Consider the following 21,674-nt stretch of genomic DNA (forward strand, 5'->3'; position numbering starts at 1 on the left):
ACAAAGAAATCCACAAGCCCAGCAACTTCCTGCGCCAGATCATCGAAAAAGACCTGGCCGAAGGCACGTATAACAGCCGCCGCTGGGGCGGCAGCCCCGGGGACGCCGCCCACCACGCCGCCGGCCAGCCCGACCCCGCCAAGGTGCGCCTGCGCTTTCCGCCCGAGCCCAATGGCTATTTACATGTCGGCCACGCCAAAAGCATTTGCCTGAACTTCGGCCTGGCGCTCGACTATGACGGCGTCTGCCACCTGCGCTTTGACGACACCAACCCCGAAAAAGAAGACACCGAATACGTCGACAGCATCATCGACGCCGTCAAATGGCTGGGCTACGACTGGGCCCAACTGGAAAGCACCGGCAACAAAGGCGAAACCAAGCCTTACCAGGCCAGCGACTACTTCGACTTCATGTACCGCGCCGCCGAATACTTGATTGAAAGCGGCAACGCCTACGTCGACGAACAAAGCGCCGAAGAAATGCGCCACAACCGCGGCGACTTCGGCCACCCCGGCACCAACAGCCCCTTCCGCGGCCGCACACCGGCAGAGAACCTGGCGCGCTTTCGCGAAATGCGCGACGGCAAACTCGCCGACGGCGCCGCCGTGCTGCGCGCCAAAATCGACATGGCCTCGCCCAACATCAATATGCGCGACCCGGCCATCTACCGCATACGCCGCGCCCACCACCACAACACCGGCGACAAATGGTGCATCTACCCCATGTACACCTTCGCCCACCCGGTCGAAGACGCGCTCGAACAAATCACCCACAGCATCTGCACCCTGGAGTTTGAAGACCAGCGCCCCTTTTACGACTGGCTGCTGGACCGCCTGGCCGAAGGCAAGCTCATCGCCACGCCGCACCCGCGCCAGTATGAATTCGCGCGCCTCAACCTCACTTACGTGCTCACCAGCAAACGCAAGCTGGCCCAGCTCGTCAATGAAAAGCGCGTCAGCGGCTGGGACGACCCCCGCATGCCAACCATCGTCGGCCTGCGCCGCCGCGGCTACACGCCGGAGTCTTTGCAGCTGTTCGCCGAACGCATAGGCGTCACCAAAAGCGACAGCTGGATCGACTACAGCACCCTCGAAGGCGCGCTGCGCGACACCCTGGACCCGATCGCCCCGCGCGCCATGGCCGTGCTGGACCCGGTCAAGCTGGTGCTCACCAACTGGGATGAAGTCATGGGTGCGGGCAAGCTTGACGACTGCAGCGCGCCTGTGCACCCGCACCATGAAGACATGGGCAAACGTCACTTCAAGATAGGCAAGGAAGTCTGGATTGAACGCACCGACTACGAAGAGACCCCGCCCAAGGGCTTCTTCCGCCTGTTCCCGCCCCACGTCAATGCCAGCAAGCAGGCGATTGCCGGCAGCAAGGTCCGCCTCAAATACGGCCACGTCATCGAATGCACAGGCGCCGTCAAAGACGCCAACGGCAAGGTGACCGAAGTCCACGCCACCCTGATCCCCGACACCAAGAGCGGCACGCCAGGCTCCGACGCGATCAAGGTCAAGGGCGTGATCACCTGGGTGGGCGTGAACGATGCCATCGAAGCCGAAGTGCGGCTGTATGACCGCCTGTTCAGTGTGGAGCACCCCGGCACTGGCGACAAGGATTTCCTGGATGAACTCAATGCCGACAGCCTCAAGACTGTGACAGCGTATGTCGAGCCGTCGTTAACGAATGTGCCCGCCGGCACGCGCTTTCAGTTTGAGCGGCATGGGTACTTTGTCACAGACATTGTTGACCACAAGGACGGCAAAGTCGTGTTCAATCGGGTGACGGGGATGAAAGACAGCTGGGCCAAATAAAGCCCGGCCATCCCGAAGAACGCAGAAAAAAGGCGGCGTCAGAGCACGCCAGGCAAAACAATATCAAGGAGGGATGAAGCATGAAAGCCATCATCAAGACGCTGTTCATAACGTTGGTGATTGCCGCACTGAGCGCGTGCGCATCCATCAAAGACCCAAAAATATATTCAGAAAAGAAAGAAGCTTTTTCTCCCGAGCCAGTGAAGAAGGTACTGGTCGTCATCGATATGGGCCTCGAATTTGACACATTGCCCAGCGGCTTGGCGTTCTCCAAGACAGACAACGCAAAAAGAATGTATGACCCCTTGGGTCAGGCAATGATCGCCGAGCTAAAAAAATCGGGTATCGAGGCCGACTATCAACTGCACCTGACAAAAGCGACCCTTGTGATCCCCGAAGGTTATTCGCACGTCTGGATTCAGAAGCTCGACAGATTGGTCCACACGACGAGCTCGGTCGGCTCATACGTCTCAGGCCGCATATGGAAGGCCACCATCATCCAATGGCAGACACCGGCACCGCGAAAATTGACGATAGCCTTCAGGTCGGAATATGAAGCAGATGGGCCGCAGTGCTTCATGCCCAATACGCTCGCCAACAAGGACGAATGCCAAAAGAATTACCTTGGCACTGTTGTTGGCCAATGGCAAAAGTCCGGCTTGCAGTGATTGCTATTGACGTTGTTGCCAAGTCCGGCAACAACGCCTGTGAGGATCATCCGATTGGAGGAGAGGGTAAGCCCGTATTCAATCGAGGACGAGTATGAAAACTTGGCGGCAAATAACAGAAGAATGGACAATATCTCATGGCGCAGGCTCAGGCTCAGGCAGCTTTTGGTGCAAATAGAAAGGCGCTGTAGTTCAGCGCTTTTTTTTATTTGAGCGATGCATCTCGAAATACCAAAGAGGAATTCATGGACTTCGAATCAAAAAAACTGCTAATTGCAGCAATCACAGACGAGGTCAATGTTCTTCATCCACTCTTAAGTCATCTATTGAGACACATAGAGGACGTCACTGACGTGGAGTACATGCATGGGCCCAACGAAAAAGGCGCGGACTTCGTTGTTTCTCGGCGGGACGTTGCACTGAACACAATTCACCACATAGGTGTAGTCGCGAAAGTCGGAAAAATCCTTCAAAACTTCGATGATGTAGCTCGCCAAGTTGAGGAGTGCCAACAGTCACGAGGCATTCTAGGAGGTATGACACAAGTACGTTTGAGTGAGGTTTGGGTAATTAATACATCGTCAATTAGCAAAAACGCTGAGGACAAAATACAAGACAAATACAGAGCACAAAAAATCACATTCATTGATGGCGAGCGACTCACCACACTTGTTGACAAGTATGCAGATTACTTCTGGTATGACGTTCCTACGAATGTTGGAAGCTACTTACAAGAGCTATCAGCGCGCCTAATTAATCTCGACGCTGAACTCAGCGTCTTAAAGGGCCTGAAGTGCTCAGATTTTTATGTCTCTCCGGAAATCCAAGAATTCAGCAAGTCAACCTATTCTCGTCACACCAGACCACAAAAGGCTCGACTCGTAAATCTTCAAGAAGTTGTGCGAAAAGAGGGAGTGAGCTTCCTCGAAGGAGACATGGGGTATGGAAAATCCAAGACTGCACGGGCTATCGCCCTCTATTACACCGCGCCAGAAAGGTTTAAGCAGTTCGGCGTCATACCGATTTTCACAAGCTTCAGAAGTTTTTCAGACAGCGGAAAAAGTCTTGCCGAGATTTTGGTCGATGAGACTAAAAAATACTTTCGCGCAGACGATTACCCAACGTCGGAAATTCTCTTTGTAATCGATGGCGTAGATGAGGCGATAAAAAAGGGATCGAATTGGCAGGATCGTCTCCAAAGTGCGATCAAGGAAGCAAGAAACACCTCAAAATTTCATCTCCTCCTGACCTCTCGCCCCCTCCGTCTTCTAGATGAACCCACCAGCGCATACGCGGGGTCTACGCGCTACGAACTCAGACCTTTAAGCCTTTCAAAGCTCATTAATTTTGTAGAGCAAGCATGCTCGAACATGTCGCTCCCCAAACGATTATTTGAGGATCTTCAAAAATCCGATCTATTTAAGCAACTCCCACAGAGTCCTATTGCTGCGGCTCTTTTATCCAGGCTGATTTCTCAGAACACGAATGATCTTCCATCAAATCTAACCGAGCTCTATTCAAAATCGGTTGAAAACTTGTTAGGTCGATGGGACGTAGATAAGGGTGGCTGTACAGAAAAGGAATTTAGAGATGCAGAGCGTGTGACATTGGTTCTAACCGAATACATAGTCGAAAACCAACTTCCACACATGAATTATGCGGAGGCTGTTGAACAGATTGACCAATGGCACAAGGAGAGAAATACCAATGTATCGCTGGATGCGCTAAAAGACAGGGTCTTTTTTAAGAGTGGTATTTTTATGGTCGATGAGGAGCAAGGATTGCTTGCCTTCAGGCACCGATCTTTTGGCGAGTTTCTATTTGCGCTTGCATCGCAGCGCAACAATAGGCCACCGCCGATTCAAAATTCATTCAACGCTTACTGGGTGGTTCCTCAATACTTTTACACGGGACTATTAGGTGACTGCAAACAGCATTTGCATGCCTTGCTATCCCATGAGCCAAAAAATGAAGCCGAATCCTGGCTAAAAATTCTATTCATGCCTGACTACTTTTTGGCTGGTTATCAAACGCCTTATTCAATCGTTGAAGAAAACCTCTACAAGTTATTCCTGGATGCCGCGCATCTCTTTAATCGGATTCGAGGTGGTGACACAAAAACCAAACTTGCAGAATTACCAGAGATGCATCTACTTTGGTTCTTCCAGAGGTTGATTCGCAATTGTTTTGAGTATGAGTTCTTCAGAAAATCAATAACGACAACTCTGCTAAAAATTGATGGTGAAATGGCCGACCCGAAAATCAAAGAACTCGCACTGTTTTTTGCATCATGCTATGCGGCCGAACTCGGTGACTCTTCGGGATTTGAATTTCTTCTCAAACATCACCCAACGGAGAAGCTGCAGCTTTCTGTTGCCCTGGCAATTAAGGTAGAACAGGAGACCAACAAAGATTTCACCAAGTTGAGCATTCTCAAAACGCACGATAAGAAATTGCAGGCGCTTCTCACGAGCGGCAGAGATCACAAGCTATTGAATGGGCTGGAGACTTCAAAAGCATTGGATGATCTTTTTGAGAAACCAGTAAAGTCTAGAAAAATCGACTTAAGACCTTAGCTCCCTGCTGCAATGGCCACGGCAGCCCACGGATGCGATTCCCTTGCATTTAAATCGATTACCGCCTGGGTGGTGGAACAAAGCTTAGCTACAGCTTTGTAAACACCGTCGCAAATACGCAGTTCCCGAGTATGTCTCACGCAGGGCGGCCTAGCCTTTGCGTCAAGCCGATACCCTCTTCCCCATCAACACCCCAATCGCCTCAACATCCGCCCCCGTCACCGGCGTAAACACCATCAAACTCAGCCCCGGCGAGCTGTCGATGGCCAGGGCCTGGTACTCCAGCGTGATCGCCCCTACGCCGGGCCGCTCAATCCGTTTGATCCCTACCCAGTGGCTGCGCATTTCGTTCTCGGCCCACAGGCGGCGAAAGTCTTCGCTGCTGGCCTGGAGTTCGGCTGCGAGGGCGGCGGCTTCGGCGCAGTCGCCGGCGCGTGCCATATCGATGCGAAACGAGGCGACGGCGTAGCGTGCGTCGGTCTCCCAGTCGGGCATGCCTTTGCGCACGCGTGGGGTGTGGAACAAGCGCCTCAGCAAATTGCGTTCGCTGGGCTCCAGCGCGGGGTAGTCGGCCAGCACGGCCAGGGCTGCCGCGTTCCAGGCCACGATGTCCCAGCTTGCGGTCTTGACGATGGCGGGGCTGGTGGGCATGGCGTCGAGCACGCGTTGCAGCGCGGGCGTCACCGCCACTGAAGACCTGGGCTTGAGCGGCGGCGGGCGCTGCTGGGCCAGCAGGAACATGAACTCGCGGCCTGCGCCGTCCAGCTCCAGCGCGCGGGCCAGGCGTTCCAGCACTTCGTCTGACGGCGGGCCGCCGCGCCCTTGCTCCAGCCAGGTGTACCAGGTAACGCTGACGTTGGCGCGCGTGGCGACTTCCTCGCGCCTGAGGCCGGGCGTGCGGCGCCGGCTTGCGGCTTCGGGTGTGGGCAGCAGGCGCGCGCGGCGGTCGCGCAGGAAACCGCCCAGGGTCAGGGGCTGGGCCGGCAGGGTGTTAGTGCTCATACCTGTATACGCTCACGGCTTTTGCAAATTCGATGGAGGGCGGATTATCGGGACTCATTTTTTTAAGGGAGTTCAGTATGCGTGTTTTTGTGACGGGAGCGACGGGTTTTGTGGGGTCTGCGGTTGTGCGTGAATTGCTTTCAGCGGGGCACCAGGTGCTGGGCCTGGCGCGCAGCGATGCGGCGGCCGATGCCCTGCTGAAAGCGGGTGCGGCGGCGCACCGTGGTGAGCTGGCGGACACGGCCAGCCTGGCCACAGGTGCGCAGGCTTGTGACGGTGTGATCCACACGGCCTTTCACCACGATTTTTCAGTCCACGCGGCGGCAGCCGAGATGGACAGGCGGGCCATCAAGGCGCTGGCCGGTGTGCTGGAAGGCTCGGGCAGGCCGTTTGTTGCAACCTCGGTGACCATGCTGCTGGCGCACGCGCGCCCGGCGACCGAGGACACACCGGTGCCCGCGGACTCGCAAAACCCGCGCGCCGGGGCGGAGGGCCTGATGATGGACGCGGCCGGGTGCGGCGTGCGCGCAAGTGTGCTGCGGCTGCCGCCTTCGGTGCATGGTGCGGGCGACTATGGCTTTGTGCCGGCATTGGTGGCATTTGCGCGCCGCAAGGGTTTCTCGGCCTTTATCGGCGAGGGCACCAACCGCTGGCCGGCGGTGCACCGGCTGGACGCGGCGCGCCTCTTCCGGCTGGCGCTGGAAAGCGCCTTGCCCGGCGCGCACCTGCATGCCGTGGCCGAAGAAGGTTTGCCCTTGCGTGCGATTGCCGAGGCCGTGGGCGCGGGCCTGGGTGTGCCGGTGCGCAGCATCAGCGCCGATGAAGCACCGGCCCACTTCGAGTGGCTGACGCGCTTTGTTGCGGCCGACAACCCGGCGTCGAGCGCGCTGACGCGCAGCTCGCTAGGGTGGCAGCCGCAGGAGGCGGAACTGCTGGCGGACATACGGGACGGCGGCTACTTCGCCTGAAAAGGCTGCTGAGGGCGCCAAGGGAAAGAGGCCTGGGGTTTAATCACCCCATGGCTCAACCCAACTTCAGCCCTGCCGCAGACCGCAACAAGCAGCCCATCCTCGATGTCTTGTTGAAAGCCTTGCCCGCGCAAGGCAGCGCCCTCGAGATCGCCTCCGGCACAGGCCAGCATGTCGCCTGGTTTGCCGCAGCCCTGCCGCAATGGACATGGCAGCCCACGGATGCGATGCCGGCCGCACTGGACTCGATTACGGCCTGGGTGGCCGAGCAGGGCTTGCTGAATGTGCGCCCTGCCCTGGTCCTCGATGTGATGGTGCCTGAATGGCTGCCGGTTGGCTCAGCAAAGTTTGATTTGATCTACTGCGCCAACATGCTGCATATCTCGCCTTGGGCGACTTGCGCCGCGCTGATGCAGGGCAGCGCGCGTTATCTGGCGGCGGGTGGTGTGCTGGTGACCTATGGGCCTTACCTTGAAGACGAGGTGCCCACATCGGAAGGCAACCTGAGCTTTGACCAAAGCCTGCGCGCGCAAGACCCCGCCTGGGGAATCCGCCGCCGGGAGGATGTGGAAGAGGAAGCGGCGCGGGCGGGCCTGCGGCTGCTGTCGCGGCATGCGATGCCGGCCCATAATTTGTTGCTGGTGTGGGGCTCAAGCTCATAAGGGGACTTCCCTCCCCTTGATGTTGGGGCATCGTGCTCGCATCGAACTTTCATCACATCTGATGCATCGGGCATTGGAAACAAACTGCAACAGCGCACCCGTTTTGGTGAATTGTTGCCTGCCAAGTCATCGGCCAAACGCATGGCCGCCCGTATGATCGGCCGGTTCAAATTTAAAACTCAAAAGGACGTTCCCCATGGCTGCTGCGCGCACGATCCACGCCGACCTCTGGCGGGTGTTTTTGCTGACCCTGGCCTCGCTCTTTCTCATTCCGGCGGTCACGCTGGTTTTCACGCACTACGCGCTGCAGTCTGAGGACAAGGACTTCATCCAGCGCGTCAACTCCCAAATCAATGCCGCCCCCAACCTGACGCCGGCGCAGAAGGCCGACGAGATGGCGTTTTACGACACGCACAGGCTGTCGATGGCCTGCACCGCCACGGGGCCGGAAAACCAGGTCTTTCACGACAAGGTGTGCAGCACGTATTCCATGCACTGGTGGTTTCACTGGGCCGAGCGTGCCGCGTTCTGGACCTTGATCCTGGGTGCGGCGCTGCTGGTGGCGGCGAGCGTGCTGGGCGCGCTGGCCTTTGTCAACCGCGGCCTGCGTTATGCGAGCTTTGTGGCGGGTTGGCGGCTGATGACCATTTCAAGCGCGGTGGAGGTCACCTTGCAAAGCGCGATGCTGGTGTGGCTGTCGTTCTGGCTCACGGCGTATTTCTGGCACAGCTACTACATCAAGCTGGTGGGCCTGGCCGGCATCATGGCGGCCGTGGCGGTTTTTTATGCCATCTACACGCTGTTCAAAAAGCTGCCTTTGGGCAACACCATTGAAGGCGAGCTGCTGTCCGAAGCCGACGCCCCGCGCCTGTGGGACCGCATTCGCCAACTGGCGGGCCGCGTCAAGACGTCGCCGCCGGACCACATCATTGCGGGCATCGACAACAACTTTTTCGTGACCGAAGCACCTTGCACGGTGGCCGGGCAGACCCTGACGGGCCGTACGCTCTTTGTGAGCATTCCGCTGCTGCGGGTGCTGGACACCGCCGAGGCCGACGCCGTGCTGGCGCACGAGCTGGCCCACCTGGGCGGTGGCGACACGCGCAGCAGCGCCGCGCTGGGCCCCAAGCTCAACCAGTTTGACCTGTACACCTGGCAAATGCGCAGCGGCGGGCTGACCATCGTGGCGCACTACCTGCTGCGCCTGTACCGCATGGTGTTTGAATTCGCACTGGCGCGCGACAGCCGCGAGCGCGAGTACACCGCCGACCGCGTGGCCGCGAAGCTGACGGCGCCGCAGTCCATCGTGCAGTCGCTCATCAAGATCTCGGCCTACTCCAGCTACCGCAACACCGTGGAACGCAAGCTGTTTGAGCAAGAGCAACAGCACACCGGCGCGCTGGGCATTGCCGGCTTTGTGGCTGAAGGCCTGCACCCTTATGCCCGTTCGGGTGAATTTGTGACGGCCATGAAAACCGCCGCCGTGCCGCACCCCTACGACACGCACCCGCCGCTGGCCGAACGCATGCGCAATGTGAACCACAAGGTGGCGGAAGACAGCTACGGCGCCATTGTGACCACCGTGCCCCAAACCACCTGGGCCGATGAGATATCGACCGCCGCCGCCATCGAGCAGCGGCTGTGGACCGACTATGAACAGCGTTTTGCCGCCGCGCATGAGCAAAGCCTGGCCTACCGCTATGAGCCGGCCACCGAAGAAGAGCGCGCCGTCGTGCTGCGCTACTTTCCGCCGGTGTCGTTTGACCTTGGCAAGGACAAGCGCATTGACATCAGCTATGAAGGCGTGCATGCCACGGCAGACGGCGGCGTGCCGCTGTCATGGGACGAGGTCAAGGGCATGACATTCAACAACAGCAGTTTTGGCAACACGCTCACCGTCACCCACTTCGACAAGGGCATGCTGGGCGCGCGCACCAGCACGATCAAGCTCAAGGGCCTGGGCAAGCAGGAAGAGCACTTCAAGGCGGTGCTGGGGAGCTACTGGCAGCGCCACCAGATCATGCGGGCGCAGCAAAAAGCCCGCGCCGCTGAAACCGAAACGGCCTGAGACACGCGTGAGATTGCAGAGCCGGCGAAAGCCGGCTGGCGATTCACCGGCTTTCAGCGCTTTTCTTTTTTCAAGCGCCCGGCCCTGTCCGACATCAGCGAGGTCACGGCCTCCACATCCGCCTGTGTCACCGGCGTAAACACCATCAGGCTCAGCCCGGGCGAGCTGTCGATGGCCAGGGCCTGGTACTCCAGCGTGATCGCCCCAACGCCGGGCCGCTCAATCCGTTTGGTTCCTACCCAGTGGCTGCGCATTTCGTTCTCGGCCCAGAGGCGGCGGAAGTCGGCGCTGCTGGCCTGGAGTTCGGCTGCGAGGGCGGCGGCTTCGGGGCAATCGCCGGCGCGTGCCGTGTCGATGCGAAAGGATGCGACGGCGTAGCGTGCATCGGTTTCCCAGTCAGGCAAGCCCTTGCGCACGCGCGGGGTGTTGAACAAGCGCCTCAGCAAATTGCGTTCGCCGGGCTCCAGCGTGGGGTAGTCGGCCAGCACGGCCAGGGCTGCCGCGTTCCAGGCCACGATGTCCCAGGTCGGCGTCTTCACGATGGCCGGGCTGGTGGGCATGGCATCAAGCACGCGTTGCAGCGCGGGTGTGACCGCCGCTGAAGACCTGGGCTTGAGCGGCGGCGGGCGCTGCTGGGCCAGCAGGAACATGAATTCGCGGCCGGCGCTGTCCAGCTCAAGCGCGCGGGCCAGGCGCTCCAGCACTTCATCCGAGGGCGGGCCGCCGCGCCCTTGCTCCAGCCAGGTGTACCAGGTGACGCTGACGTTGGCGCGCGTGGCGACTTCCTCGCGCCTGAGGCCGGGGGTGCGGCGCCGGCTTGCGGCTTCGGGTGTGGGCGGCAGGCGCGCGCGGCGGTCGCGCAGGAAACCGCCCAGCGTCAAAGTCTGGGCCGGTAGAGGTTGGGCTGAGAGAGCCTGGGCCGGCAGGGTGTTAGTGCTCATACCTGTATACGCTCACGGCTTTTGCAAATTCGATGGAGAGCGGATTATCGGGACTCATTTTTTCAGGAGTTCAGTATGCGTGTTTTTGTGACGGGAGCGACGGGTTTTGTGGGGTCGGCGGTTGTGCGTGAATTGCTTTCAGCGGGGCACCAGGTGCTGGGCCTGGCGCGCAGCGATGCGGCGGCCGATGCCCTGCTGAAAGCGGGTGCGACGGCACACAGGGGCGAGCTGGCGGACACGGCCAGCCTGGCGGTTGGCGCGCAGGCCTGCGACGGTGTGATCCACACGGCCTTCCACCACGATTTTTCCGCCCACGCGGCGGCCGCCGAGATGGACAGGCGGGCGATCAAGGCACTGGCCTGCGTGCTGGAAGGCTCCGGCAGGCCTTTTGTGTCGACCTCGGTCACCATGCTGCTGGCGCACGCGCGCCCCGCGACCGAAGACACAGCGGTTCCCACGGATTCAGCGAACCCGCGCGCCGGGGCGGAGGCCCTGATGATGGACGCGGCCGGGCGCGGTGTGCGCGCGAGTGTGGTGCGGCTGCCGCCTTCGGTGCATGGCGCGGGTGACTACGGTTTTGTGCCGGCGCTGGTGGCGATTGCGCGCCGCAAGGGTTTTTCGGCGTATATCGGCGAGGGCGCGAACCGCTGGCCGGCGGTACACCGGCTGGACGCGGCACGCCTCTTCCGGCTGGCGCTGGAAAGCGCCCTGCCCGGCGCGCACCTGCATGCCGTGGCCGAGGAAGGCCTCGCGCTGCGCACGATTGCCGAAGCCGTGGGCACGGGGCTGGGTGTGCCGGTGCGCAGCATCAGCGCCGATGAAGCACCGGCCCACTTCGAGTGGCTGACGCGCTTTGTTGCGGCCGACAACCCGGCGTCGAGCGCGCTGACGCGCAGTTCGCTGGGGTGGCAGCCGCAGGAGCCGGAACTGCTGGCGGACATGCGGGACGGCGGCTACTTCGCTTGAAATGGGGCCGGCCTGGGGTTTAATCACCCCATGCCCCAACCCAACTTCAGCCCCGCAGCAGACCGCAACAAGCAGCCCATCCTCGATGTGCTGCTCAAGGTCTTGCCCGCGCAAGGCGCAGCGCTCGAAATTGCCTCAGGCACAGGCCAGCATGTCGCCTGGTTTGCAACAGCCCTGCCGCAATGGACATGGCAGCCCACCGATGCCATGCCGGCCGCGCTGGATTCGATTGCAGCCTGGGTGGCCGAGCAGGGTTTGCACAATGTGCGCCCTGCCCTGGTGCTTGACGTGATGGCGCCCGAATGGCTGCCGGGCAATGCCAAGTTTGACCTGATCTATTGCGCCAACATGCTGCATATCTCGCCCTGGGCGACTTGTGCCGCGCTGATGCGGGGCGCGGCACGTCATCTGACGCCAGGCGGGGTCCTGGTGACTTATGGGCCGTATCTGGAAGACGATGTGCCTACCTCAGAAGGCAATCTCTCATTCGACCAAAGCCTGCGCGCGCAAGACCCGGCATGGGGCATACGCCGCAGGGAGGATGTGGAGCAGGAGGCCGCGCGGGCCGGCTTGCGCTTACTGGAGCGGCATGCAATGCCGGCCAATAATTTGCTGCTGGTCTGGGACCGAAGTTCGTAAGGGAGCCACACATCGGCTCCTGGCCAGCTCCAATCTGGCAAGAAGTGTGCGGGTATTGCCTGCGGATTAAAATCCACACATGACCAGCCTCTTCATTTGCTCCTTGCGTCGCCAGCAGACGCCAGCACTTTCCTAAGCCCGGCGGTCCGCTCCCTCCTTTTCAGCGCAACCATCCACCGCCGGGCCCCAACCCCGCGCGTTCGCGTACGCCCTTCACAGCCGGCGTCCGCATTGATGGAGTGCCCCCATGCACGCATTGGTTCACGGCGAGCGCACGCTTACCGACATTGATTACGCACGTCTGAGCAAGCTGCTCAACCAGCAGCGCCCCGGCCACCTGGCCGATTGGCTTGAAAGCGCGGAGGTGATGAGCTCACGCGCCGCGCCCAGCGACCTCGTCACGATGAATTCGCGCGTGGAAGTCGTGGATGTGCACACGCACCACCGCCAGGTCCTCACCATTTGCTACCCCGGCGATGCCGAGCCCGCCGCCGGCCTCATCTCCGTGCTGTCGCCCGTGGGCAGCAGCCTGCTGGGCTTGAGGACGGGCGACACCGCCAGGTGGCTCACGCCCCACGGCGAGGGCTGTGGTGCGCAAATCGTAGCCATCCAGTACCAGCCCGAAGCCACGGGCGACTACACCCGCTGATCCGTTCAGCACCCGTCATTCACCATCCGCCACCCGCGGTTTCTTGAAAAAAGAAAGGAGTTCCCATGTCCCCTCGTTTCATTCTTGCCGTCACCGATTTCTCAAAGCAGGGAGCCCATGCGCTGGACCGGGCTGCGCTGCTGGGTGCCGAGCACGGCGCCATGCTCACGCTGGCTTACCTGGGCCACCCCACAGAAGCGCCGCCGGCCGATGCGGCAAACCGGCTTGAGCAGCATGCACGGCAGCTTGCGCAGATGCACGGCATCAAGGTCCGCGCCACGGGCCGCCTTGCACGCAACGTCAAAGAGCTTTTGCCCGATGTGAGCGCCGCCGACCTGGTGGTGTGGGGCGCCGCGCGGGTGCGCAGCCTGCGGACCTTCTTCCTGGGCCAGCCCGTTGATGAACTGCTGCGCAGCGCCCAGCGGCCGGTTCTGCTGGCGCGCCGCCGCGCTGAGCATCCTTACCGCAAACTGCTGGTCGCGGTCGATTTCTCGCAAGCCTCGCCTTCCCTGGTGGAGCTGAGCTGCGCCATCAGCAGGGCGGCACCGATCGAGCTCTTCCACGCCATCGACACGATCAACGAACGCAAGTTGAGGCAGGCTGAAGTTTCGGAACGCGACATCAAGATCTACCGCGAGCAATGCCTGGGCTACGCACGGGACCGGATGGTGCAGCTCACCGATTCCTACGACGCAAGGCGCAACCGCGTGCAGACGGCCTTCGGGCGCGGAGACCCTTCGCTGCAGGCGCTGGTGCAACAGCAGCGCAGCGGCGCTGATTTGATCGTTGTGGGCAAGCACCCCGCCTCCGCCTTCTCGGACCTGATGTTCGAGAGCGTCGCAGCCCGGATCGTGAGCTTCTCGGCCGGCGATGACGCGCGCAGCGATGTGTTGATCGTGCCGCACGGCTGGCAACCCGCGCTGGGCACATCGGCGGCCGGGCAAGCCGGCGTGCGACGGATCCGGGCCGGCGCACCGAAGGCACCTGCCGGTCCGAACCCGGCGGCGCTGCATGCCGGTGCCTGACGGCCCGGTGAGACAAACATCCTGCCACCACCAGGTCGGCGTACCGATTCGAGCGCTCCTGCGGCTGCTGGCTCGGCCCTAGGCCCGCAGGATTTTCTCCATCGCCTTTCCTTTGGCAAGCTCGTCCACCAGCTTGTCGAGGTAGCGTATTTTTTGCATCAGCGGGTCGGCGACCTCTTCGACGCGGATGCCGCAGACCACGCCCTTGATCAGCGAGGCATTCGGGTGCATGGCGGGGGCCTGGGCAAAAAAGGTTTCGAAATCGTTTTGCTGTTCCAGCTGCTGGCGCAAGCCCTTTTCGTCATAGCCCGTCAGCCAGTAGATGACCTCATCGACTTCTTCGTTGCTGCGGCCTTTGCGTTCCGCCTTCTGGACATAGAGCGGATACACCTTGGCAAACGCCATCTTGAAAATCTTGTGCGCGGGCATGGTCATGTCTCCTCGGCTTCCAGCGACGCCTTCAATCGGCCCAGCGCCTGGTCCCATTGCTGGGCAATCAGGTCCAGCGAGCGGCGGGCTTCGTCGAGCTGCTGCGGGTCAAACTGCCACAAGCGCTCGCGCCCCACTTTCACATGGTGCACCAGGCCCGCGTCGGCCAGCACATGCAGGTGTTTGGTCACGGCCTGGCGCGTGATGTCGGTGGTGGCGGTCAGCTGCGAAATCGAGACCGCGCCGCCCACACAGAGCACGGCCACCAGGCGCAAACGCGTTTCGTCACCCAGGGCGGCGAACACGCCTGCGGGGCCGGGCTGTGGCGAGGGCGATGTTTCGGCGGGCCTGGAGCTGCTTTTAGGACGAGCTGACATATTTCTCAATGTTAGCCATCTGCCCTTGCCAGCCGCCGTCGTTCATGCGGAAGGCCTGGTCGCGGCGCGCCACGGGGATCTTGTCAAAGCCGGATTCGACCACGCTGAGCAAGGTGCCACCGTTCACCGCCTTGAGGGTGAATTCCACAAGGGTTGTGGGCTCTTTGGAGTAGTCGACAGCCGGGTCGACCGCATAGGGGTGCCAGCGGTAGGAGAAAAGTGTTTCGGGCTCCACGCGGTCAATGAGCACGTCGAACAGCACATGCTCGTAGCCCGCAATGGTGATGTGGCCCTGCACCTGCTGGCCGGCGATAAAACTCTTGCCCTTGAGCGCCACACCGAACCAGCTGCCGAATTCCTCGGCATTGGTAAGCGCCTTCCAGACCCTGGAGGGCGCGGCCTTGATGTGGACGCTGCGTTCGATGCGGTCGGTGGATGAAGTCATATGCAATCTCCTGGTTGCATTTATTTTGCACCGGGCAATAGGCTTATGCAACATATTGGTTGCATGATTTTGTCCCCAATTGCAAGCAATTGCAGCCGCCGCGGCGCAAAGTGGTTGTTCGCCTACACGGGCCTGGGGAAATCGCTGCTCAAATCAAAGCGTACGGGCTTGTTTTGTGTTTTTGACCGCCCGCTTTCCCAACCCATCCATCCAGGAGACAGCCATGCCCCAGTTCGCCATGATTACCGGTGACGTGACCTTCACACCGGGTGACGGTACCCCGATTGAAATCCCGCGCGTGCGCATTGAAGTCGCGCTGGAACCCGACAGCGCCACCCTGAGCTGGGACGCCGGCGACGGCGTGGCCGCGGTGACGGCGATTCCGCGCATCCAGTTCGACGACTATGTGCGCGAGGGAAAAATCACCATGACGCCGCAATAATGGCGCCATGTATTTCCCCTCTTCACCGATCACGATTCCTTCAAACCTGAGCCGCCGCGCCATGCTGCTGGCCGCCGCGGCCGGCTGTGCCCTGCCCGCCTCCTTGCTGGCCCAGGCGGCGCCCTCACCCAACGGCCCCTGGCCGCGCGCCTCGCAGGTGCCTGGCGGCGTGGCGCTGCTGTCCCTGGGCCCGGCTGCGCAGCGGCCTCTGGCCTTTGCGGGCGAGGTTCCTTTGCTGGTGCTAGGCGATGCGAAGGAATGGACCGCGCTGGTGGGCATTGCGCTGTCGGCCGCACCGGGCGAGGCCAGCATCACCGTGCAGGCCGCCGACGGCAGCCGGCGCGACATCGCCTACACCATAGCCCCCAAGCGCTACAGCGAACAGCATCTCAAGGTGGAGCCGCGCACGGTGGACTTGTCGCCCGAAGACCTGGCGCGCTACGAGCGTGAGCGCGCGCACCAGGACGTCGTCATGGCGACTTTCAGCGAGCCCTGGCCGCAAGGCCCGCTGCGCATGCGGGTGCCGGTGCCGGGGCGGCGCTCCAGCTCCTTCGGCCTGCGCCGCGTCTTTAACGGCCAGCCGCGCAACCCGCACAGCGGCATGGACATTGCGGCCGCCACCGGCACACCGGTTGTTGCGCCGCTGCCGGCGCGGGTGATAGACACGGGTGACTATTTTTTCAACGGCAACACGGTGTGGCTGGACCATGGGGGTGGCTTGCTGTGCATGATGTGCCACCTGAGCGCGATTGACGTGAAGCCGGGGGACGCCCTCAAAACCGGTGAGCGCCTGGGCGCCGTGGGAGCGACCGGCCGGGTGACCGGCCCGCATCTGCACTGGGGCGTTATGCTGAACCGCACCATGGTGGATCCGGCACTGTTCTTGCCGGCCTGAGCCCCAGCCCCCTCTCCCAGGGGAAGAGGGGCGTAATTCTGGATACCCCTCTCTAACCCGTTAGGTCGCACTCACTAGGCAAAACCGGCAAGATGATCCCATCGTCAAAAGCCTATTGAAGGAAAACACCATGAGCGCCAAAAACCTCTCCACCGTTGCCAACGACCTGATCGAGTCCTACGGCAATACCGCCCTCAACGTCATCCAGGCCTACCGCGCCGGCGGTGAGCGCGTGGTCAGCCTGCTGGAGCAGCGCTGGAACAAAGCCCTGAAACAATCGCGCACCGAACTGACGGCTGAAACGGCGAAAAACGCTTCGGCCGCCCAGGCCGCCTTCAGCGCCTACTACACCAAAGGCCTGTTGCTGACGACCAGCGGCGCCGAACAAGTCGTGAGCCAGCTTGTGAAAGTGGCCGAAGCCGGTGTGGAACGCGCCGCCGCCAACGCCAGCCTGTTTGAAGAAAAAACCGGCGTGACCACGCTGAACACCCTGGCCCAGGTCACCGCACCCGGCGCATTGGCTTTGAGCAAGCTGGCTGCGCAGATCGAGCAAAAGAGCGCCGAACTGGCCGGCAAGATTGCCGGTGACAGCAAGCCCGCAGCCAAGCGCAGCTCGGCGTTCCGCCGCGCCAAGGCAGCCTGATAGACAGCGTTCCGCGCTTCAAAGAAAAAACCCCGGCCGGCGCCATGCGCTGACCGGGGTTTTTTCATGGCCTTGCGGCCTCGGGATTTAACCGCGCGGGTTGATCAGCCGCTCGACTTCATCGCGCAAGGCGCCCAACTGGGCGCGCAGGTCGCGGCGCTCCTGCGGCGTCACCACACCGTCGGAACGGTAGGCGGCTTCGCGGTTTTCAATCTCCTGCTCGCGCGCCTGCAAGCGACCAGCTTCGCGCAGGCTCAGGCGATGGCTGCGCACGCCTTCGTCAATGCGCTGGCGGATATTGAACTCCTGGCTGTCGATGGCGCCCAGCCTGTCGGCCGGGTAAGCGACGGCCACGGTACGGTTGTTGGCAATGGCGCGCTCGACCTCGGCGCTCAACTGGGCCATGTCGGCGCGCAGCTGCTGGCGCTCCTGCGGGGTGACGCGGCCGTCGGCCTTGTAGGCGGCCTCCCGGTTCTGGATCTCGCTGTCGCGGCGGTACAGCACACGTGCTTCCGAGGGCGTGATACGGCCGGACTGCAAGCCCTCGCGTATGCGCTCGCTGACGGCCTGCTGCGCCCTGTCTATGCCCGGCGTCTGCGGAGCCGGCGCATAGACCACCTGGGGTGGGTAAGAAGGCGCAGAAGAGCCGTAAGGGACTTGCGGCTGCGCCATGGCCGGCGCGGCGGCCATGCCCGCGGCCAGCGCGGTGGCCATAAGGGATGCGGTCAAGAGTTTTGATGTCATGGGGTCTCCTTTGCTCAATGAATGAACCGGCAAGCCCTGAGGAGGAAACTTGCTTTCCGAAGCACCGACCCGGAGGGGCTTTTTGGTGCTTCAGTGCTTTCATCGTGGAGCCCGAACGTCAAGGCTGTGTAATGCGGAGGTAGGGCGGGTGTAATGAAGCCTGGGTTTTACTTCCTGTTTACCTCGCCGCATGCCGGGGTATCAGGATGTAGCAGCGCTTACAGGTCGCGCGGCATATCGCCTACTGGCTCAGCGGCAAATCATCCACCGTCGCGAGGTATCGGCTGACCAGCTCAAAAAAGCTGTCGTAAAACGCGTCCGAGGAAATCGTGACGCTGCCGACTTTGACCATGGAATCGTTGCTCGATGTAAAAGGCAGGGACACCGAGCCTATGGCGCCCACGCCCAGGCTGGCGGAGTTGTTGCTCTTTTTAAGCTGGTAGCTGTCCTGCAGCGCGGTGACAAAACCCAGGCTGATCTTGCCGTCGGCGCTTTCGGGTGCGCAGACCACGCGTATCACCATCTGCAGATGCGCCTCGGCCTCGGGCTGAAAGCTCTTCTGGCCTTCGACCAGGTCGACCCTGGCGGTGTTGATGATGTAGCCCTGGCTCAGCAGCGCGCGGCGCGCGGCCTCGCAGGTCTGCTCGGGCCTGGCGTCGAAAAGCCGCGAATAGGTGGCGGTGGAGCCGAACTTTTCCTGCAGCGGGAACGACTTGACGGTGCTGACGCAGGCCGTGAGAAGGAAGGCAAGACCCAGCACTCCCGCAAGCAGGGCTGCACGCGGAAAAGCCTGGCGATGCATCTGTGGCGGTTTCAAATTCAGTACGCTCCTTGCAACTTGAAACAGGGCCGGACGACGGCCCTTTGCGTTAGTTTAGCGGCCCGCTCTATTGAGCTTTACTGGCCCAGGTAGATCTGGAAAATGATCCCGGTGTTATTGGCAACCAGCACATAGTCGCCGCCGGTTTGCACCCAGTGGTAGCCGGGTGGCGGCGCGCTCAGGCGGTGGCCGCGCCAGTCGTCCACCCAGTAGCCGCGGTCGCGGTATTGCGCCGGCAGACGGCCGCCGCGGTAGAAATCGTGATCGGGCCCAGCGCCGCGCCCGTCGGCCTGCGCGTGCGGCGGCGGGCCGTGGCGGTGGTGCTTGTCGGCTTTTTTGCCGTGCCCATGGCCGCCTCTGTTGTCGTGGTCATCGCCATGGTCTTTGGCCATCGCAAGCCCGCCGAAGGCGAGGGATGCCGCAGCCAGTGCGGCCATCAAGGTTTTGTTGAGCATGGCGATCTTTCGTGGTGAAGAGTTTCGATTGTTCTCCCGCGAAACCCTGGCGCGCGTAGGCGAAGCACCCGTCTTGAGGCACAGCTTCTCAGCCTTTACTCGCGGTTGGCCATGGTTTTCCCGGGGATGTGGGCCGGCAGGCGCGACGCTTGAAATGCCATTCGCCCATCCCCAATTGCAGGAAATGTCCGACCCACTCCACATCGTCTGCCCCCATTGCCACACCACCAACCGCGTGCGCGAGGACCAGCTGGCCAGCGACCCGAACTGCGGCAACTGCAAAAAGGCGCTGTTCGTCGCCCATTCCACCGCGCTCGACGAAGCGGCCTTTGACAAACACATCAGCCGCAACCAGATCCCGGTGCTGGTCGACTTCTGGGCGCCCTGGTGCGGCCCCTGCCGGCAGATGGCGCCGGCCTACGAACAGGCCGCCGCGCAACTCGAGCCGCGGGTGCGCGTGGCCAAGGTCGACACCGAGGCCGTGCCCAACCTGGGCGCGCGCTTCAGCATCCGCAGCATTCCCACACTGGCACTGTTCCAGAACGGCCGCGAGGTCGCGCGCCAGGCAGGTGCGATGGGGGCGGCGGATATTGTGCGGTGGGTGCGGGCGAACCTGCGCTGAACTGGCGGCGTGCCGGCGCGGCTCGCTACGCCATGCTCACCGCGCGCTCCGGCACCGGGATGGCAGTGGTCGGCAGCTGGTAATGCCTGTCGTCGAACAGGTCTATGCCGCACATCAGCGATTCGGCCCAATCAAAAAACTGGCCTATGGCCGGCCCCTCCAGCGGCGCGCCGTGCTGCGGCACCAGCATGCGGATGTCGAGCTGCCGCGCCATGCGCACCCACAGGCGCAGCACCTTGTTGGACACCATGTAGCGGCGATGAAAACCCTCCATGAGGCGTAAATGCTCCTTGAGGTCGCTCACCGGCACCTGTGCATCCCGGCCCGAAGTCATGGAAACACCCAGGTCACCCGTGAAAAGAATGCGGCTGATGGGATCGTAGAAATGAAAGTTGCCTTCGGAATGCAGGAAGTGGGCAGGCAGCAGCCACAACTCGTTGCGGCCCAGCGGCAGGCGCCCGCCGCCGTCGGTCACGCCGATCACGCGCTGGTCGGTCTTGCCGACCTTGGTGAAGTGCGGCACAAAGCGCTCCCACACGCGCGAGATCACCAGCTGTGCCGGCGTGGAGGTCAGCCAGCGGTCCAGCGAGGCAATGATGTCGGGGTCGGCATGCGAGGCGATGATGTAGGAAAGCTTTTGCGGGCTGAAGTGGCGTGACATGCCAAGGAAAAGCTCATTGAAGGCCAGGTTGCCGCCCGGGTCTATCACGGCGCCGGTGCCGTTGTCCACGATGAGGAACTGGTTGGCCTGCACGGCCTGGTTGTCCTCGTCGACGAGGTCGGTGAACATCAGGCAGGCGTGGCGGCTGTCACGGTAGAGTTCGATGGGCATGAGAGGTGGGCCGGCGCGGCGCAGCGTTGGTAAAACCCGGACTTTAAAAGGCCAGCGTGTGCTCATGCTTGATGCAGGTCAAGCGCTGGCAGAATCCATTGACGACAGCCGCACCAGGAAACAAGCTATGCCGACCACCCCTACTCCCCTGCTCCAACGCCGGCTGCTGCTGGCCGGCATGGCCTCGGCGCTCGCGCTGGCAGCCGGCTGCTCCAAAAAAGCCAAACCGCAGGGCAAGACGCTACCCAAGGAAGCCGTGCTGCTGTGCCTGGGGGATTCTTTGACCTTTGGCTTTGGCGCCGCGGTGGGTACCGGCTATCCGCAGCAGCTTGAACAACTGACCGGCTATGTGACCAAGAACGCGGGCGTCAACGGCGACACCGCCGAGGGCGCACTGGCGCGCCTGCCCGGCTTGCTGCAGGAAAACGCACCCGGCCTGGTGTTGATATCGATAGGCGGCAATGATTTTTTACGCGGCCTGCCGCTGGAGCGCACACGCGCCGCGCTCAAAAGCCTGGTGCAGACGGCAGCAGCCGGCGCCCAGGTCGTGTTGATCGCCCAGCCCAAGCCGGTATTCCTGGCAGCCGCCACCGGGTCACTGAGCGACCATGAGGTCTACGCCGAAGTCGCGAAGGAAACCGGCACGCCGCTCTTCAGCGGCGGCTGGTCGTATGTGCTGTCGCGCAGCGAACTGCGGTCGGACCAGATTCACGCGAATGCCGAGGGGTATAAGGTTTTTGCCGAACGCTTGGCGGCGTGGTTGAGGGAAATGAAGTTTTTGGTCTGAGGTTCTTGGGCCGGGTCTTGCTCCGGCTGGCGCGCTCTGCCTCCTCATCTTCCTTCTTACTCTGCTGAGGGTGGCTGGCCGGGGGTTGCCCGGCGGCAACTCACTTTTATCGAAACCCGCAAAGCGGGTTTTCTTTTCTTCGCCAAAAGGCGCGCTACGCGCGCGGGGTTTGCTCACTTCGCGCAGCGAAGTTACGCAAACA

24 protein-coding genes are annotated in these 21,674 nt (G+C 61.7%); 15 read left to right on the top strand and 9 right to left on the bottom strand.

The genetic code is table 11. The features are described 5' to 3' along the window. Positions 1-8 precede the first annotated feature (8 nt). The 3 genes from ACEN8I_RS23155 (at position 9) to ACEN8I_RS23165 (ending at position 5,061) form a co-directional block, all read left to right on the top strand. Positions 9-1,817, top strand: a complete 1,809-nt coding sequence (locus tag ACEN8I_RS23155; RefSeq protein WP_413331016.1) for a glutamine--tRNA ligase/YqeY domain fusion protein — start codon at positions 9-11, stop codon at positions 1,815-1,817. An 80-nt stretch (positions 1,818-1,897) separates the two neighbouring features. After that, positions 1,898-2,485, top strand: a complete 588-nt coding sequence (locus tag ACEN8I_RS23160; RefSeq protein ID WP_413330994.1) for a hypothetical protein — start codon at positions 1,898-1,900, stop codon at positions 2,483-2,485. A 245-nt stretch (positions 2,486-2,730) separates the two neighbouring features. After that, complete coding sequence (locus ACEN8I_RS23165; RefSeq protein WP_413330995.1) at positions 2,731-5,061, top strand: NACHT domain-containing protein; 2,331 nt, start codon at positions 2,731-2,733, stop codon at positions 5,059-5,061. A gap of 162 nt (positions 5,062-5,223) precedes the next feature. Here the strand turns inward: ACEN8I_RS23165 and ACEN8I_RS23170 are convergent, their stop codons facing one another. Beyond that, positions 5,224-6,063, bottom strand: a complete 840-nt coding sequence (locus ACEN8I_RS23170; RefSeq protein ID WP_413330996.1) for a helix-turn-helix transcriptional regulator — start codon at positions 6,061-6,063, stop codon at positions 5,224-5,226. A 77-nt stretch (positions 6,064-6,140) separates the two neighbouring features. On the opposite strand from ACEN8I_RS23170, the gene ACEN8I_RS23175 reads away from it, so the two are divergent. The 3 genes from ACEN8I_RS23175 to ACEN8I_RS23185 all read left to right on the top strand — a co-directional run bounded on the left by ACEN8I_RS23175 (position 6,141) and on the right by ACEN8I_RS23185 (position 9,761). After that, entirely contained in the window at positions 6,141-7,031 is an 891-nt protein-coding gene (locus ACEN8I_RS23175) for an SDR family oxidoreductase (protein WP_413330997.1), read from the top strand. 50 nt (positions 7,032-7,081) lie between these two features. Next, positions 7,082-7,693: a DUF938 domain-containing protein gene (locus tag ACEN8I_RS23180; protein WP_413330998.1), complete on the top strand. Its 612-nt coding sequence runs from the start codon at positions 7,082-7,084 to the stop codon at positions 7,691-7,693. A 196-nt stretch (positions 7,694-7,889) separates the two neighbouring features. Then, complete coding sequence (locus ACEN8I_RS23185) at positions 7,890-9,761, top strand: M48 family metallopeptidase (RefSeq protein ID WP_413330999.1); 1,872 nt, start codon at positions 7,890-7,892, stop codon at positions 9,759-9,761. Positions 9,762-9,814: 53 nt separating this feature from the next. Here ACEN8I_RS23185 and ACEN8I_RS23190 read toward each other — a convergent pair whose 3' ends face one another. Further along, positions 9,815-10,702: a helix-turn-helix transcriptional regulator gene (locus tag ACEN8I_RS23190; RefSeq protein WP_413331000.1), complete on the bottom strand. Its 888-nt coding sequence runs from the start codon at positions 10,700-10,702 to the stop codon at positions 9,815-9,817. Positions 10,703-10,777: 75 nt separating this feature from the next. Here ACEN8I_RS23190 and ACEN8I_RS23195 point away from each other — a divergent pair, with 75 nt between their 5' ends. The 4 genes from ACEN8I_RS23195 to ACEN8I_RS23210 all read left to right on the top strand — a co-directional run bounded on the left by ACEN8I_RS23195 (position 10,778) and on the right by ACEN8I_RS23210 (position 13,981). Continuing rightward, entirely contained in the window at positions 10,778-11,668 is an 891-nt protein-coding gene (locus tag ACEN8I_RS23195) for an SDR family oxidoreductase (protein WP_413331001.1), read from the top strand. Positions 11,669-11,698: 30 nt separating this feature from the next. Then, complete coding sequence (locus ACEN8I_RS23200; RefSeq protein ID WP_413331002.1) at positions 11,699-12,307, top strand: DUF938 domain-containing protein; 609 nt, start codon at positions 11,699-11,701, stop codon at positions 12,305-12,307. 247 nt (positions 12,308-12,554) lie between these two features. Continuing rightward, complete coding sequence (locus ACEN8I_RS23205; RefSeq protein WP_413331003.1) at positions 12,555-12,956, top strand: GreA/GreB family elongation factor; 402 nt, start codon at positions 12,555-12,557, stop codon at positions 12,954-12,956. A gap of 65 nt (positions 12,957-13,021) precedes the next feature. Continuing rightward, the gene (locus ACEN8I_RS23210) at positions 13,022-13,981 is read left to right on the top strand and encodes a universal stress protein (protein WP_413331004.1); all 960 of its coding nucleotides are present in this window, start codon (positions 13,022-13,024) and stop codon (positions 13,979-13,981) included. A gap of 78 nt (positions 13,982-14,059) precedes the next feature. Here the strand turns inward: ACEN8I_RS23210 and ACEN8I_RS23215 are convergent, their stop codons facing one another. Genes ACEN8I_RS23215 through ACEN8I_RS23225 form a run of 3 tightly spaced genes read right to left on the bottom strand, consistent with a single transcriptional unit; the run spans position 14,060 to position 15,232 of the window. After that, positions 14,060-14,410, bottom strand: a complete 351-nt coding sequence (locus ACEN8I_RS23215; RefSeq protein WP_413331005.1) for a DUF2200 domain-containing protein — start codon at positions 14,408-14,410, stop codon at positions 14,060-14,062. 2 nt (positions 14,411-14,412) lie between these two features. Next, positions 14,413-14,787 carry an ArsR/SmtB family transcription factor gene (locus ACEN8I_RS23220; RefSeq protein WP_413331006.1) on the bottom strand — a complete coding sequence of 125 codons (375 nt, stop codon included), beginning with the start codon at positions 14,785-14,787 and terminating at the stop codon, positions 14,413-14,415. Then, on the bottom strand, positions 14,771-15,232 hold the full coding sequence (locus tag ACEN8I_RS23225) for an SRPBCC family protein (RefSeq protein ID WP_413331007.1): 462 nt from the start codon (positions 15,230-15,232) through the stop codon (positions 14,771-14,773). The genes ACEN8I_RS23220 and ACEN8I_RS23225 overlap by 17 nt, the downstream gene beginning before the upstream one ends. A 223-nt stretch (positions 15,233-15,455) precedes the next feature. Here ACEN8I_RS23225 and ACEN8I_RS23230 point away from each other — a divergent pair, with 223 nt between their 5' ends. The 3 genes from ACEN8I_RS23230 to ACEN8I_RS23240 all read left to right on the top strand — a co-directional run bounded on the left by ACEN8I_RS23230 (position 15,456) and on the right by ACEN8I_RS23240 (position 17,212). Beyond that, positions 15,456-15,674 carry a hypothetical protein gene (locus ACEN8I_RS23230; protein ID WP_413331008.1) on the top strand — a complete coding sequence of 73 codons (219 nt, stop codon included), beginning with the start codon at positions 15,456-15,458 and terminating at the stop codon, positions 15,672-15,674. 7 nt (positions 15,675-15,681) lie between these two features. Then, entirely contained in the window at positions 15,682-16,569 is an 888-nt protein-coding gene (locus ACEN8I_RS23235) for a peptidoglycan DD-metalloendopeptidase family protein (protein ID WP_413331009.1), read from the top strand. Between the two features lie 130 nt (positions 16,570-16,699). Beyond that, positions 16,700-17,212: a hypothetical protein gene (locus tag ACEN8I_RS23240; RefSeq protein WP_413331010.1), complete on the top strand. Its 513-nt coding sequence runs from the start codon at positions 16,700-16,702 to the stop codon at positions 17,210-17,212. A gap of 87 nt (positions 17,213-17,299) precedes the next feature. Here ACEN8I_RS23240 and ACEN8I_RS23245 read toward each other — a convergent pair whose 3' ends face one another. The 3 genes from ACEN8I_RS23245 to ACEN8I_RS23255 all read right to left on the bottom strand — a co-directional run bounded on the left by ACEN8I_RS23245 (position 17,300) and on the right by ACEN8I_RS23255 (position 19,231). Beyond that, positions 17,300-17,956: a hypothetical protein gene (locus ACEN8I_RS23245; protein ID WP_413331011.1), complete on the bottom strand. Its 657-nt coding sequence runs from the start codon at positions 17,954-17,956 to the stop codon at positions 17,300-17,302. A gap of 241 nt (positions 17,957-18,197) precedes the next feature. Beyond that, positions 18,198-18,758 (bottom strand): DUF2242 domain-containing protein, encoded by a 561-nt coding sequence (locus ACEN8I_RS23250; protein WP_413331017.1) that lies wholly within the window; start codon positions 18,756-18,758, stop codon positions 18,198-18,200. Positions 18,759-18,853: 95 nt separating this feature from the next. Further along, positions 18,854-19,231 carry an RcnB family protein gene (locus tag ACEN8I_RS23255; protein ID WP_413331012.1) on the bottom strand — a complete coding sequence of 126 codons (378 nt, stop codon included), beginning with the start codon at positions 19,229-19,231 and terminating at the stop codon, positions 18,854-18,856. 184 nt (positions 19,232-19,415) lie between these two features. On the opposite strand from ACEN8I_RS23255, the gene trxC reads away from it, so the two are divergent. Continuing rightward, positions 19,416-19,853, top strand: a complete 438-nt coding sequence (gene trxC, locus ACEN8I_RS23260) for a thioredoxin TrxC (RefSeq protein ID WP_413331013.1) — start codon at positions 19,416-19,418, stop codon at positions 19,851-19,853. A 25-nt stretch (positions 19,854-19,878) separates the two neighbouring features. Here trxC and ACEN8I_RS23265 read toward each other — a convergent pair whose 3' ends face one another. Further along, positions 19,879-20,685, bottom strand: coding sequence for an MBL fold metallo-hydrolase (locus ACEN8I_RS23265; RefSeq protein WP_413331014.1), 807 nt, complete (start codon positions 20,683-20,685; stop codon positions 19,879-19,881). Positions 20,686-20,812: 127 nt separating this feature from the next. Between ACEN8I_RS23265 and ACEN8I_RS23270 the strand changes: the two genes are divergently transcribed. Then, on the top strand, positions 20,813-21,472 hold the full coding sequence (locus tag ACEN8I_RS23270; protein WP_413331015.1) for a GDSL-type esterase/lipase family protein: 660 nt from the start codon (positions 20,813-20,815) through the stop codon (positions 21,470-21,472). The last annotated feature ends 202 nt before the right edge of the window (positions 21,473-21,674 follow it).

The organism is Polaromonas sp. CT11-55, assembly GCF_047303325.1.
In the GTDB taxonomy this organism is placed as follows: Bacteria; Pseudomonadota; Gammaproteobacteria; order Burkholderiales; family Burkholderiaceae_C; genus Polaromonas.